Source organism: Azospirillaceae bacterium (genome assembly GCA_028283825.1).
Taxonomy (GTDB): Bacteria; Pseudomonadota; Alphaproteobacteria; order Azospirillales; family Azospirillaceae; genus Nitrospirillum.
Genome location: JAPWJW010000001.1, coordinates 2,006,951 through 2,020,672 on the forward strand (window position 1 = coordinate 2,006,951; position 13,722 = coordinate 2,020,672).

9 protein-coding genes are annotated in these 13,722 nt (G+C 66.8%); 5 read left to right on the forward strand and 4 right to left on the reverse strand.

Annotated elements, in window-relative coordinates; translation table 11 throughout:
- Window positions 1-24: 24 nt before the first annotated feature.
- Both PW843_08070 and PW843_08075 read right to left on the reverse strand, forming a co-directional pair.
- Window positions 25-405: a hypothetical protein gene (locus PW843_08070; protein MDE1146566.1), complete on the reverse strand. Its 381-nt coding sequence runs from the start codon at window positions 403-405 to the stop codon at window positions 25-27.
- 525 nt (window positions 406-930) lie between these two features.
- Entirely contained in the window at window positions 931-1,230 is a 300-nt protein-coding gene (locus PW843_08075) for a hypothetical protein (GenBank protein MDE1146567.1), read from the reverse strand.
- A gap of 205 nt (window positions 1,231-1,435) precedes the next feature.
- On the opposite strand from PW843_08075, the gene PW843_08080 reads away from it, so the two are divergent.
- From PW843_08080 to PW843_08095, 4 genes are all read left to right on the forward strand, one after another.
- Entirely contained in the window at window positions 1,436-2,638 is a 1,203-nt protein-coding gene (locus PW843_08080; GenBank protein ID MDE1146568.1) for an amidohydrolase, read from the forward strand.
- Window positions 2,639-2,945: 307 nt separating this feature from the next.
- Window positions 2,946-4,124: a cystathionine beta-lyase gene (gene metC / locus PW843_08085; GenBank protein ID MDE1146569.1), complete on the forward strand. Its 1,179-nt coding sequence runs from the start codon at window positions 2,946-2,948 to the stop codon at window positions 4,122-4,124.
- Complete coding sequence (gene hisI / locus PW843_08090) at window positions 4,121-4,591, forward strand: phosphoribosyl-AMP cyclohydrolase (GenBank protein MDE1146570.1); 471 nt, start codon at window positions 4,121-4,123, stop codon at window positions 4,589-4,591. Before metC ends, hisI begins: the two co-directional genes overlap by 4 nt.
- A gap of 186 nt (window positions 4,592-4,777) precedes the next feature.
- Entirely contained in the window at window positions 4,778-7,675 is a 2,898-nt protein-coding gene (locus PW843_08095; protein ID MDE1146571.1) for a response regulator, read from the forward strand.
- A gap of 72 nt (window positions 7,676-7,747) precedes the next feature.
- Here PW843_08095 and PW843_08100 read toward each other — a convergent pair whose 3' ends face one another.
- Complete coding sequence (locus PW843_08100; GenBank protein MDE1146572.1) at window positions 7,748-10,741, reverse strand: autotransporter domain-containing protein; 2,994 nt, start codon at window positions 10,739-10,741, stop codon at window positions 7,748-7,750.
- Window positions 10,742-11,222: 481 nt separating this feature from the next.
- On the opposite strand from PW843_08100, the gene PW843_08105 reads away from it, so the two are divergent.
- The gene (locus PW843_08105) at window positions 11,223-11,576 is read left to right on the forward strand and encodes a hypothetical protein (GenBank protein ID MDE1146573.1); all 354 of its coding nucleotides are present in this window, start codon (window positions 11,223-11,225) and stop codon (window positions 11,574-11,576) included.
- Window positions 11,577-11,691: 115 nt separating this feature from the next.
- Here the strand turns inward: PW843_08105 and PW843_08110 are convergent, their stop codons facing one another.
- Window positions 11,692-13,542 carry a flagellin gene (locus tag PW843_08110; protein MDE1146574.1) on the reverse strand — a complete coding sequence of 617 codons (1,851 nt, stop codon included), beginning with the start codon at window positions 13,540-13,542 and terminating at the stop codon, window positions 11,692-11,694.
- Window positions 13,543-13,722 lie beyond the last annotated feature (180 nt).

Here is a 13,722-nt window from a genome sequence, read left to right on the forward strand (position 1 = left end):
GCACGACCTTCGGCGCCAAGGGCCTTACCGGGCGGTATCGGCGACCTGCTCGTCCGGCACGCCGGAGAAATCGCGAGCCACGACCTTCAGGTCATGGATGGTGCGCTGATAGCTGCTGTCGATGGCGGCGCGGCCATCAGGCGTCCAGCCGATGGGGCTGCGGGCGCTGAGGCCGTTCAGGCAGGCCAGGCGGGCTTCGGCGGCCTTGCCATAGGCACGCACCTGGCTGGCTGCGGCCTCGACCTCGGCCTTGGAGGCCGTGGTGGACAGATGGTTCACCGGAGCGGCGGGCGCCTTGCCGCAGGCGCGGTCAACCCCCAGGGACTGGGCCATGGCGGGCGTCGCGGCGGCGGCGATCAAGCCACCGAGAACCAGGGCGGCGAAGGTGCGGGAGGCAGAGGCCATGATCATACTCCGATAACAAAAGGTTGGCCTTGGGACCGCGCCCTCCCCCCACGATTGGTTTGATGCGAAATGCTGATTTCGCAAACGCACAGCATTCATTGTGCGCTGCAAAAACTCTAGGAATGCCCAATTGGGATGTCAACCAAAGCAACCCGGATGTTATCGATAACATCAGCAGTGAACATAATGGCAAGTCTTTGTGCCTAAAAGAGATTTACGACACAGTTCGGTTAATATGCGATAATGCGCAGCCCACCATGCGCGTATCGCAGGGCAAAGAAAAAGGGTGGCCGGGACACCGCCCGGCCACCCTTCATTCTTTCGCAGACGCACAAAAGTTGCACTGACTGATCTTATACGCGCGGTATTTGAACGTGACCGTTCAAATACCGTCCCTCAAGTGCCGGGCGCGACCCTCCGGCCGCTTGGCTTCCTCAGTTTCCAGTCCACTGCGTTCCCCGGAAACTTCCGGCGGACGCTGTCGCGTCCTACAGCGACACGAGTCAGATTCTCGTGCCGCTGACCTTACTCGCCGGACGGCGCCGGGGTCGGGCCGGTGCGGCTGGTGTCGGAAGCCGCCGCCTCGTCCTTGCCCTTCAGGCAAGCTGCGCGGGCCTTGGCCTTGGTCGCGTAAGTTGCCATCGCGGCCTGGAAGGCGTCGCCATCAATGCTGGCGACCGGATGGGACAGATAACCCAGCGGCAGCTTGGGCGCCGGGCCGCAAGCATCAGCGGCAAACCCAACGGCGGACCAGGACAGGCCCGCGGCCAGGGCGGCGCCGGCCAGGGTGAGCTTGCGGAGGGCTGTCTGGGGCATGACGGTCATCGGTCGTCTCCTCATCGGTTGTTATCCACAACTGAAAGCGGCACACCGCCCACGGAGCCGGTGGCGCAAAAGTTGCCGGACGGTTACCTTAGCCGCCAGGGAAAATGCCGTGCTGTGACAAGGCGATGGCTATATCGGAAGGGGCAAGGACATGCGGCTTATGGGGAAGACTCTGGTTTCTGTGATCGCACTGGGCACGGGCCTGATGCTGGGAGCACCCGCGCAGGCCGGCGACCGGGAACAGGCGCAGGCCACGGTGGACACCCGCGCCGCGGCGGAACAGCCCAAGATCATCGCCTGGCGCCGCGACATCCATGAGCATCCCGAACTGGGCAACCAGGAGACGCGCACCGCCGCCCTGATCGCCAAGCACTTGAAGAGCCTGGGGCTGGAGGTACGCACCGGCGTGGCCAAGACCGGCATCGTCGCCGTGCTGAAGGGCGGCAAGCCCGGCCCGGTCGTGGCATTGCGCGCCGACATGGACGCCCTGCCCGTCACCGAACAGGTGGACCTGCCCTTCGCCTCCAAGGTGAAGACCCAGTACAACGGGCAGGAGGTGGGCGTGATGCACGCCTGCGGCCACGACACCCACGTCGCCATGCTGATGGGCGTGGCCGAGGTGCTGGCCGGCATGAAGGACCAGCTGCCCGGCACCGTGAAGTTCATCTTCCAGCCGGCCGAGGAAGGCCTGCCCAAGGGGGAGGTCGGCGGTGCCGAACAGATGCTGAAGGAAGGCGCCTTCGCCGACCCCAAGCCGGACGCCGTGTTCGGCGTGCACGTCATCTCCACCCTGCACACCGGTGACGTGGGGTATCGCCCCGGCCCCTTCATGGCCTCGGCCGATGAGTTCGTCGTCACCGTGCACGGCAAGCAGAGCCACGGCGCCCTGCCCTGGACCGGCGTCGACCCCATCGTCACCGCCTCGCAGATCGTGCTGGGTTTGCAGACCATCGAAAGCCGGCAGATGGAGGTGATCAAGGAGCCGAGCATCCTGAGCGTGGGCAGCATCCACGGCGGCAACCGCAACAACATCATCCCGGACACCGTCACCCTGAACGGCACCATCCGCACCTTTGATGAGGGCATGCGTGCCGATATCGACAAGCGCCTGCGCCGCACCGTGGCCGGCATCGCCGAATCCGCCGGCGCCACCGCCGACGTGGACATCATCAAGGGTTATCCCGTCACCTACAACAACCCGGACCTGACGGCCAAGATCTGTGCCCACCCTGCAACGCGTGGCCGGCGCGGAGCATGTGAAGCTGATCGACAAGGTGACCCCGTCGGAGGATTTCTCCTTCTTCGAGCAGGCCGTCCCCGGCGTCTATCTGTTCGTCGGCATCACCCCGCCGGAAACCGACCTGTCCAAGGCCGCCAGCAACCATTCGCCCAAGTTCTATGTGGATGAGGCGGGCCTGAGCGTGGGCGCCCGCACCCTGGCCCACCTGGCGGTGGATTATTTGTACGGGATGTAGCACGGGGGCCGGAGGCCCCGTGCGCCAGGCCGCGACCGTGGCCGCCGGAGGTTTCCGGGGAGCGGACGCGGACTGGAAACCGAGGACAAGCCCAGCCCGCGGATGCGGGCGCCCGGCGCTTGAGGGCGCTTCATAACCACGCATCGGTGGCATGACGGCATACGGCAGCGCCCCCGCTTCCGTCATGCCGGCCATGGTGCGAAGATGGTCGCCATTTTGACATATCTGATCGCGCCATCCATGTCCGACGACACGAAAAACCCCGCCACCCTGCTGGTCCATGCCGGACGCAACCCGCTGGACAATTACGGCGTGGTCAACGTGCCGCCGTATCGGGCGTCCACCATCCTGTTTTCCTGCCTGGATGAACTGGAGGGTTATGATCCGGAGCATCGGGCGCCGCGCTACGGCCGGCGGTCCACGCCCAGCAGCCTGGCGTTCGAGGACGCGGTGGCGGCATTGGAGGGCGGCGACCGCGCCGTGGTTGCCAGTTCCGGCCTGGCCGCCGTCACCACGGCGCTGATGGCCTATGCCGAGGCCGGCGGGCACCTGCTGGTGGCCGACACGGTCTATGGCCCCTCGCGCGACTTCTGCGACAAGGTGCTGACCCGCCTGGGCGTGACGGTGGAATATGTCGACGCCATGATCGGCGCCGACATCGCCCACAAGCTGCGGCCCGAAACCAAGGCCATCCTGCTGGAATCCCCCGGTTCCCTGACCTTCGAGGTGCAGGACATCCCGGCCATCGCTCGTGCCGCCCATGACAAGGGTATCGCCGTGCTGGTGGACAGCACCTGGTCGGCCGGCATTTGCAGCAAGCCGCTGGAACTGGGCGCCGACGTCGTCATCCACGCCGCCACCAAGTACTTCGTGGGCCACGCCGACGCCACCGTGGGGGTCATCGTCGGCACGCGCGAGGCCTGGCAGCGCATCAAGAACACCGCCCTGCAACTGGGCCAGAACGTGGGGGGCGACGATCTGTACCTGGCGATGCGGGGCCTGCGCACCCTGGCCGCCCGCATGGCCCGCCACCAGGAAACCGCCCTGGCCATCGCCCATTGGCTGAAGGGACGGGATGAGGTTCAGCGCGTGCTGCACCCAGCCTTCGCCGACTGCCCCGGCCATGACATCTGGAAGCGCGATTTCACCGGATCCAGCGGCCTGTTCACCGTGGAACTGAAGAAGCAGCCGCGTGCCGCCGTCGCCGCCTTGGTGGACGGGATGGAACAGTTCGGCATGGGCTTCAGCTGGGGGGGCTTCGAATCCCTGATCCTGCCCACCGACCCGCGCAAGATCCGCACCGCCACCCCCTGGTCCGGCACCGGCACCCTGATCCGCCTGCATGCCGGGCTGGAGGATGCCGACGATCTGATCCGCGACCTGGAAAAGGGCCTGAACCGCATGAAGGCCGCGCAATGACCACCCTTGAGACGAACGACGTGACTTACCCCCTGCCCGCCGAGGCGGTCGATGCCACGCTGGCCGCCGTGACCTTCGACGCCAACGGCCTGGTGCCCGCCATCGCCCAGCAGTTCGATACGGGCGAGGTGTTGATGATGGCGTGGATGAACCACGCCTCCATCGCCGAGACGCTGGCCACCGGCCGGGTCTGTTATTGGTCGCGCTCACGCCAATCCTTCTGGCGCAAGGGCGACACCTCGGGCCAGGTGCAGCACCTGAAGGAACTGCGGGTGGACTGCGATGGCGACACCCTGCTGCTGCTGGTGGACCAGACGGGTGTGGCCTGCCACACCGGGCGCCGGTCCTGTTTCTACCGCGCAGCAAACGCGGACGGGCTGGCGACCATCGCCGACGTGGTGACCGATCCGCTGGCGCTTTACCCTGAACAAGCCCACGGTCACGGCCATTCCCACGAAAAAACTTAAAAAGCCAACGATCCGGGACGCTGTGTCCGATTGACGGCGCCCGCGCCGTCGCCGACCATCGCCGCTTGTGCGGCTTGAACCGGTTTTTGGGCGGAACCGGCGACGCCTGCGGGGGATGACGGCATGACGGGCGTAAATCGGGGCGTGGGGAGGGAGCCGGGGCGGGTTGCCGGTCGCGTGCATGGCATGGCGCAGCCCACCACGCTGTTCATGGTACCGACCACGGCCCGGCAACGGTCGGCGGGCCTGGCGGTGGGCCTGGCCCTGTTCGTGCTGTTCCTCATTGGTGAACTATACGCCCGTGTGCCGGCCGGCGACATTCCCGGCATCCTGCCGGCCTATGCCACCATCATCCTGATTTGCGACCTGCTGACCGCCTTCCTGATCGGCAGCCAGTTTAGCCTGGACGGCCAACGGGCCCTGCTGTGCCTGGTGGGGGGCTACGTCTTCTCCGGCGCGATGGCGGTGGCGCAGGTGGCCTTGCTGCCTGGCGCCTTCACCGAGCGGGACGCCAACGGCGCCCTGTCCCAGGCCGCCCTCTGGGTCTACATGGCCTGGCACCTGGGCGTGCCGCTTTGCCTGCTGGCCTTCACCACCCTGCATAAATCCCCCAATCCCATTCCCGCCGGCCGGCGCCAGATCTGGCTGCTGGTGGCCGCCTGCGGTGGGTTGGCCGCCGCCATCGGCATCGTGCCGGCCATCCTGTCGGCCGTGGGTCCCGTCCTGCCCAAGGGCATCATCGACAACAGCTATAACCTGGATCTGCCGGTCCGCCTGGTCTACGGGCTGGTCATCGTCGCCAACCTGGCCGCCCCCCTGGTCCTGACCGCCCGCACCCGTATCCGGACGGTGGGCGATTTGGGCCTGGTGATCTCCGCCGTGGCGCTGTGCCTGGACACGCTGCTGAACGCCATGGCGCAGAACCGCTTCACCATCGGCTGGTACCTGGGCCGGGCGGACGGCGCCTTCGCCAGCGCGATCGTGCTGATCCTGCTGCTGGCGGAAATGGTCAGCCTGCATCGTCGCGTCCACGTCCAGAACAGCCAGTTGGCCAGCCAGCGCAAACGCCTGCTGGCCTTGACCGGCGACCTGGACCGGGCGCGCCGCACGGCGGAGGATGCGCAACGGGTCGCCGAACGGGCCAACGCCGCCAAGTCGGACTTCCTGGCCAACATGAGCCATGAGATCCGCACCCCGATGAACGGCGTCACCGGCATGGCGCAAATCCTGCTGGACACCCCCCTGACCACGCAGCAGCGGGGATACGCGGAAATCATCCGCGACAACGCCGACGCCCTGCTGGCGGTCATCAACGACATCCTGGACGTCTCCAAGCTGGAGGCCGGCAAGGTCACGTTGGAGCGCGTCCAGTTCAGCCTGGACGAACTGGTGGATGGTGTCCTGGCCATCCTGGGACCCAAGGCGCGCGACAAGGGGCTGGAGATCGGCGCCCTGGTCCATGAGAACGCCAGCGGCGTCTGGTGGGGCGATCCCACCCGGCTGCGCCAGGTGCTTCTGAACCTGGTGGGCAACGCCATCAAGTTCACAGGCCGTGGGTCGGTGGCGGTGGACGTGCACCTGCTGGGCGACGGCCCGGCGGGACCGGAACAGACCCGTCGCCTACGCATCAGCGTCCAGGACACCGGCATCGGCATCGATCCGGCGCAGGTGGGCCAACTGTTCCAGATGTTCGAACAGGCCGACACCTCCATCACCCGCCGGTTCGGCGGCACTGGCCTGGGCCTGGCCATCAGCCGCCAGCTGGTGGAACTGATGGGCGGCGGCATCCAGGTGGACAGCCGCCCGGGCGAGGGCGCCACCTTCTGGTTCGACGTGCCGCTGGAACGGGCGCCGGCGCCCAGCCGGGTCACGGCCGCCCCGGCCAACCGCCTGCGCGACCACCGCGCCCTGGTGGTGGACGACACCCCCGTCAACCGCCTGATCCTGGTCCATCATCTGATGACCTGCGGCATGGTGGTGGATGAGGCGGCCGGCGGCCCCCAAGCCCGCGCCCTGCTGCTGCAGGGCATGGCCGGCACCGCCGCCCTGCCCGACGTCATCCTGATCGACCACCACATGCCCGAATTGGACGGCCCCGGCCTGGCCGCCTGGATCCGCGGCCAGCCGGCACTGGCCGGCGTCCGCCTGCTGCTGGCCAGTTCGCTGGAGGCCGGGGTGCATGACGGCCTGTTCGACGCCGTAGTGCCCAAGCCCATCCGCCGCCCCCAGTTGCTGGACGCCCTGAACCAGGCCTGCGGCCTGGCCGATACGCCGCGGGCGGCACCGCCACCCGATGTCCCGGCGGTGCCCCGTGCCGGGGCCGCCAACCGCATTTTGGTGGTGGAGGACAACCCAACCAACCAGACGGTGGCCACGATCCTGCTGGAAAAGGCGGGTTATCAGGTGCAGGTGGCCGAGGATGGCGCCCAGGCGCTGCGCGCCTGCGTGCAGGGGCGGTTCGACCTGATCCTGATGGACGTGCAGATGCCAGTGATGGATGGCATCGAGGCCACCCGCCGCATCCGGGCGCTGGATGGCCGGGACCCGCCCATGCCCATCATCGCCATGACGGCCAACGCCATGAGCGGCATGCGTGAGGATTACCTGGCGGCCGGCATGGACGACTACATCTCAAAACCGTTCAAGGCCGACCATTTGCTGGAGGTCGTGTCCCGCTGGCTGGCGGCGCGGACCCCGCGGGAAGCCCCGCCGCCGGACGCGGCCACCCTGCTGCTGGAACCCACGGTGCTGGCCCGGCTGGAACGGACGGTGCCGCCGGGCGACTTCCACGCCCTGGTGGAGGGCATCGTCAGCCGCGGCCGCGACCGCCTGAACGCCGTCCTGGACCTGGCCGACGGCGACGCGCCGGCGGCCTTGCGCGATGCCGCCCGCGACCTGGCCGCCATGGCCGACAGTTGCGGCCTGATCAGCCTGGCGCACCAGGCCCGCCGCCTGGGCGACGACATCGATGCCGGCGGCGGCACGGTGGATGCGCTGGCCGCCTTGGCCGAGGTGGGACCGCGATCCTGGGACGCCCTGCGCGGACGTTTCCTGGACGCCCCCGCCACCCAGGCCCGGGCCTGACCCGCGCTCCCCAAAGAAAAAGGCGGCCCTGGATGGGGCCGCCTTTTCACATGACCGGACCGGTAATCCGGATCAGAAGCGGAACTTGCTGACGAAACGGGCGTCGTAGCCGATGAAGCCATGGCGGTCTTCGCCGCCCAGTTCCAGACCGATGTCGGAATAACGGTTGCCGCCCGAAATGGTCAGGCGGGCGATGGGGCCGCCGCCAACCATGCTGTCCGGCACCAGGGTGAAGCTGGACCCGCCGGCGAAGTTGGCGACCGTGTCGCCGGGACCGTCACCGAACACCTGCTTCCAACCAACGGTCAGCGCCGGCTTCCACTGGAAGTCGCCACCGAACTGGGTGCCGAAGGTCAGGCTGGCTTCGGCGTTGCCCTGCTGGCCCGTCCGCGAGTTGATGTTCAGGTCCAGGGCGTCGCCGCCGCCGCTTTCCTGATGGGCGCCGTCATACAGCAGGAAGTAGTCCAGCGACGCGTTCGGCCGCACGAACATGAAGCCCAGCGATTGCTCATAACCCAGGCCGACATGGGCATCACCCATGTAGCCGGACCAATGGGCGCTGGCCTGGCGCTCGAAAGCGACATCGTCGCTGTCCGTGCCATCGAAGGCGCGCGTGCTGCTGAAGCGGATGTAGCCGGCGTTCACGCTGGCGTTGGCCAGCAGCCCGCCCAGGCGATCACGCCAATAGGCGCCGCCGGTGAAGACTTCACCCTTCACCTGGTTGCTGCTGGAGGAATCGGGGTCGTTGACGGCGGTGATCATGTACGAGGTGGCCAGACCGACGATGCCGACGTTCTGGACCGACTTCTCATAACCGCCCATCAGGGCGACGCCGTTGCCGTTGTAGCCGGGGCCCTGATTCCGGTTCTGCGACACGGCGAAGCCCAGTTCCTGCACCCAGGCGCCCCGCTGTTCGTCCCGCATGGCGACGCTGGGATCGCCCTCGGTCCGCGACAGGGCCATCATGCCGCGGTTCAGCAGCTGGAAGGGACCGCCGTTGTAGTCCGGCAGCATCTTCTCATACAGGCTGCCGAAGCTGTTCTGGGTCGTCGCGTTGAAGAACGCGTCGGAGATTTCCGTGTCCTTGTCGAAGGCGCCGTAGATGGCGTTGAACGCGCTGGCGCCCACGGTGATGCCGGCCTCGGCCGCCGTGCGCCGCGCCACGTTGATCGACACGGTGCCGGCCGTGGTATCGGTGGCGATGTTGGCCTTGTACCAGTAGGACACATCGCCCAGCAGCGACTGGTCCACCGCGCCGACGTTCAGGCTGCTGGCCTTGATGACGGTGAAGGTGGTGGTGTCGGTCACCTTGCTCTTGAAGATCAGGCCGATCTTGGCGCCGCTGTCGATGGTGGCCGTACCGGCCACGTTGAACACGGTGTTGGTGCCGTTGGCCGGGTCGGCGGTGAAGTCGATCTCACCCGTCGACCCCACGGTCAGCGACTTCATGCTGATGGCGCTGGCGCTGGTGTCGCGCAGCTTGCCGCTGATGGTGGCGGTCAGCGTGCCCTCGCTGGTCAACGCGCCATAGTACGTGGCACCGCTGTCGATGGTCAGGGTGTTATCGCCGCTGCCGTAGGCCAGGGCGCCGGTGACGGTGCCGGCGGTCAGGTTCACCGTGGCGTCGCCCGAGCCCAGCAGGATGTCACCGGTGATGGTGCCACTGTTGTTGATCGTCACGCCGGTGGTGTTGGCGCGCAGGTCCAGGGCGATGGCCTCGCCCGTGACCGCGGTGTTGTCGTCGCCCAGGCTGACCTTGGCCAGGATGGTGCCGCTGTTGTTGACCAGGCTCAACGTGCCGGAGGCATCGTAGACGGCCACGGCGTTGCCGGTCACGGCCGAGACGCTGCCGCCGTAGCCGCCGACATACGCCGCGACGCTGCCGACCACGTTCAGGCTGTTGACCGTGGCGCCGGCGGCGATGGAGATGGCGGTGGCCTGCGAGTTCTGGCTGATCACCGTGCTGCTGAGACCGCCGGAGACCGCGATGTCGGTCACGGTGGCACCGGAGCCGATCAGGATGCCGGTGGAGGCCGCCTGGTAGGACAGCGTCGTGATGCTGCCCGACAGGCTGAGGCCGCCGTCCACCAACACGTCCCCGCCCAGACCACCGATCTGGACGCCGGTGGTGCTGAAGCCGTTGTAGACACCGCTGGAGACGATGGCGCCCGCCAGCAGCAGGCCGCGGGTGTCACCCGGGTAGGCACCCATTTCCAGCGTGCCGCTGGTGCCGCCGATGACGATGGAGGGGGCCGAGCCGTACGAGCTGACGACGGCCGTCGATTCGATGTACAGGCCGCCGGTGACGGTCTGGGAAATGCTGATGGCAGCACCGCCCTGCAGTTCGTCATTGGCCGTCAGGGCCTCAAAACCGGCGGTGGTGGTGGGACGGGTGGTGGACAGGTAGCCGGTGGAGGTGATGCTGCCCGTGACGTCCACCGCACCTTGGGTCACGCCATCCAGCGCCACGCCCACCGAGCCGGTGCCCAGCATGCTGATGGAACCGGAAATGGTCATGGTGCCGGCGGTGACGGCCGTGGTGTGGACACCGTAGGAATTGTTGCCGGTGACCGAAACCGTGCCGCTGACCGTCGTGCTGCCGTCCACTTCCGTCGCCAGCAGGATGCCGGCGCTGTCGTTGCCGCGGACGGTCAGGGTGCCGGAAACGCTGATGTCGCCGGTGAACGCGCCGGTGCCCGACGCCCAGATGCCGTAGCGGTTTTCCGCCGTGGTCAGCGGGATGGTGGAACTGACGTCGGTGTCGGTCAGGGTCAGGGTGCCGCTGACGCCGATGGTACCGCTGTTGCCGCCCTCAAGCAGGATGCCCGTGGTGTTGCTGTTGCCGGTAATGGAAACGGTGCCGGACACGGAAAGCGCATTGTTGCTGTCCACCGTGACGGCGGTGCCGCTGCCGGGGCTCAGCGTGCCGGAGATGATGAGGTCACCGGTGTTAGAGGTCAAAACCCCCGTCGAGGAGGACCCGGACATCGTCGTGTCCGCATGAAGGTCGGTCAGGGCGGCGAAGCACAGGGGCGCAGCGGCCACCGGCGCGAGGAAGCGCTTCATTTGCTAGAAAATCCTGCCTGTTCAGACGAGTGGGGGGCGGTTGGCCGGTCGGGATATTGGTTGGGGCGTGGGATGGGCGGCAGCGTGCCGGGTTAATCGGGTTGCGGTCCTGTGTTGGGCAGGCCCGGGATTACGGCCCTTACGGACCGTATTACACGGGCCTGTCGTCGAAACCCGGCGGCCTGTTTTCGTAAAAATTCGCGTATCCGCAATTTTTTTCCACCCTGCCGGCAGAGGGCCGGTACCTCGAAGCCATGGCGCCCGCACGTTAGCGATTGCCGCGGCTGATACGCTGGACAAATCGTCGCGGATAGGGGCGAACCGCAAAATTGTCCGGATGGGCGACATCTGGGCAACGCCTATCCATAATCACCAGAAACCGGTATCGCCCGCCGGCATTTGCAACTGGCGGGGGTTCCGCGCCCTAACGTAAGGTTCATCACCCCATCTGCCGGGGCCGGCCGCTGGAGAACGGGACCGCATGAAGGAACTTCGCTGCATCGTCTTCACCGACCGTGAAGTGGCCACCGCCGTCGCCGAGCGGCGGCGCAAGATCAATGAGGCCATGCCCGACGGCACGATCACCGGCGTGGAATACACGGTGGACCGGGGTGTATCCGCCCGCCTGACCCTGGACCATCAGGGGGCCGGCGGCGATCTTTCCATTCCGGAGCAGGAATTGCAGGCGGCGCTGGTTGCCTATTGCATGGCACGTGGCGTTCCCCTGCCGGTCGTCGCCGACAAGGCGCTGTACGTCATCAAAGACCGCGCCACCCTGATGATCACCATGAATTTCCGCAAGCCCGCGCGCCTGGTGGCCCTGGGCATGGAATAGCCCGCAGGAATGCGGAACAGAAATGAAAACGCCCGGGTGGAGGGGGATCCACCCGGGCGTTTCATCATAGCCAGGCCGCCCGGATGGGGCGTCATGCCCCATCCGGAACCGACGGTTAGAACAGCTTCAGGATGGCCTGCTGGCTCTGGTTGGCCAGCGACAGGGTGGTGACGCCCAGCGACTGGCGGGTCTGCAGGGTCAGCAACTCGGCACCGGCCTTGTTCTGGTCGACCTGCACCAGGCTGTCGGCGCCGTCGGTCAGCACGTTGTTGAAGGCGTCGGTGAAATCCGACCGGGTCTGGATGACGTTCAGGTTGGTGCTGAGCGTCTGGCCTGCCGACCGCAACTGGGTGGTGGCGTACGTCAGCTGCGCCACCGCCGCGTCGATGTCCGAGCGGTCCAGGAAATCGTTCTGGGCATAATCCAGACGCAGTCCCTGGCCGTTGGTGGTGACGTTGGCCGACTGCACCGTCAGCGTGTTGGTATTGGTCTCGTTGAACTGCACCAGCAGGTCGTTCTGGGTGTTGGCCGGCGTCTGCTGCGTCGTCGTCATGTTGGCGAAGCCGCTGGCCGAAGCCGCCTGCATGATGTCGGACGAATTGACGTTGATGCGGACCGTGCCCGTGGTGAACGACATGGCGTTCTCACCATCCGCCAGCTTGGCGGCACCGCGGTCGTTGGCGGCGGAACGGGTGATGGACACGCCATTCAGCGAGGTCGCGGTGACGGCGATGTCCACGTCCTTTTCCACGGTGGAGACACCGTTGCCGGCCGTGCCCAGGCCTTCCAGCGTGGTGCGGTCAACCGTGAAGGATACGACCGAGCCGGAAGAGAACGAGACGGAAATGTCCTTGGTCAGCGCGTTGGTGGCGGAACTGCCCAGCGTGAAGCTGTTGGAGGTGCCGTAAGAGCCGCTGGCCGTGATGGTGAAGCTGGTGCTGCTGGCGGCGTAGGTGATGGTGAAGCCGGAGATCTGCAGCCCGGCGCTGACCTTGCCGCTGAGGGCCGCGGCGACGGCCTGCTGGCGGGCGACCGGCGAGGGGTTGCTGACGTCGCCGGCGGAAGCGGTGTAGCTGAAGGCGCGGCCGTTGACAGTGACGTTGAAGGTGTCGCCCTGGTCGATGTTGCCGGTGATGTTCACCGCCGAGACCTGCGGCGTGCCGGACACGCCGGCGGTCTGCAGGTTGTTGGTCGCCGCCTGGGTGTTGTCGAAGAAGGTGACGGAGCGGGACTCGTCGCCTTCGGTGATGACCACCGTGCGGGTCTGGCCCACGGCACCGCGCACCTCGACCGACACGTCGGAGAAGTTGCCGGAAGTGGTGCTGAGCGTGCCGGAAATCTTCAGGCCGAACAGGCCGCGTGCGTCCTCGGCCGTGGCGATGTCGCCGGCATTGCCGGAGATGTCGCCGGTACCGGACACCCGGATGGAATAGGTGTCGGAGGTGGTGACGTTGGTGACGCGGCTGTTGGACAGGCCGGTGATGGAGTTGACCGTGGCGCGGGAAACCGAGGTGGCGTCATAGGACTCGCCATTGCCGGCCAGCAGGTTCTTGCCGCCGTAGCCGCTGTCGCCCGCCAGCTTGTCGATCTGGTCCTTGATGGCATTGAACTGGGTGGCCAGCGACTGGCGGGTGGCGATGGCCGCCGGGTCATTGCCCAGGTTGGAATAAGCCGACGTCGTCAGGCCCTTGGCCTGGTCGATCAGCGACTGGATGGAGGTGATGCCTTCGTTGCCGGCCTTGATGGTGCTGATGGCCTGGCCCATCGCGTCCTTCAGCGTGGACAGATCGCTGGCCCGCTGGTTCAGACCCTGCGCGGCGAAGAAGGCCGTGGGGCCGTCCAACGCGCTGTTGATCTTGTTACCGGTGGACAGCTGCGCCTGGATCTTGTCGATCGAGCTGTTGGTGTTCTGCAACAACAGCAGGTTGGAACGCATTGCCGAAGAAAGCGCGATTTCGCTAGACATCATTCATCTCCTTTTGAGCTGCCGAGGGGCGGCCGTTTGGGCCGGTCTGATCCTTCTGGCGCGAGCAAGCTGGTGGGTGCCGTACACACCGAAAACGCCACCCGCCCGTAACGAGGAGGGCCTGGGTCCCCGTCTCCAGGCGGCGGCCGCTCACCAGCCTGTGGCTTGGGGCGGACCGTC

Coding starts and splice junctions, on each gene's coding strand:
- PW843_08075 (MDE1146567.1), bottom strand. CDS start 1,230: ATGACCGTCATGCCCCAGACAGCCCTCCGCAAGCTCACCCTGGCCGGC.
- PW843_08100 (MDE1146572.1), bottom strand. CDS start 10,741: ATGAAGCGCTTCCTCGCGCCGGTGGCCGCTGCGCCCCTGTGCTTCGCC.
- PW843_08105 (MDE1146573.1), top strand. CDS start 11,223: ATGAAGGAACTTCGCTGCATCGTCTTCACCGACCGTGAAGTGGCCACC.
- PW843_08110 (MDE1146574.1), bottom strand. CDS start 13,542: ATGTCTAGCGAAATCGCGCTTTCTTCGGCAATGCGTTCCAACCTGCTG.
- metC (MDE1146569.1), top strand. CDS start 2,946: ATGTCCGACGACACGAAAAACCCCGCCACCCTGCTGGTCCATGCCGGA.
- hisI (MDE1146570.1), top strand. CDS start 4,121: ATGACCACCCTTGAGACGAACGACGTGACTTACCCCCTGCCCGCCGAG.
- PW843_08070 (MDE1146566.1), bottom strand. CDS start 405: ATGGCCTCTGCCTCCCGCACCTTCGCCGCCCTGGTTCTCGGTGGCTTG.
- PW843_08095 (MDE1146571.1), top strand. CDS start 4,778: ATGGCGCAGCCCACCACGCTGTTCATGGTACCGACCACGGCCCGGCAA.
- PW843_08080 (MDE1146568.1), top strand. CDS start 1,436: ATGCTGGGAGCACCCGCGCAGGCCGGCGACCGGGAACAGGCGCAGGCC.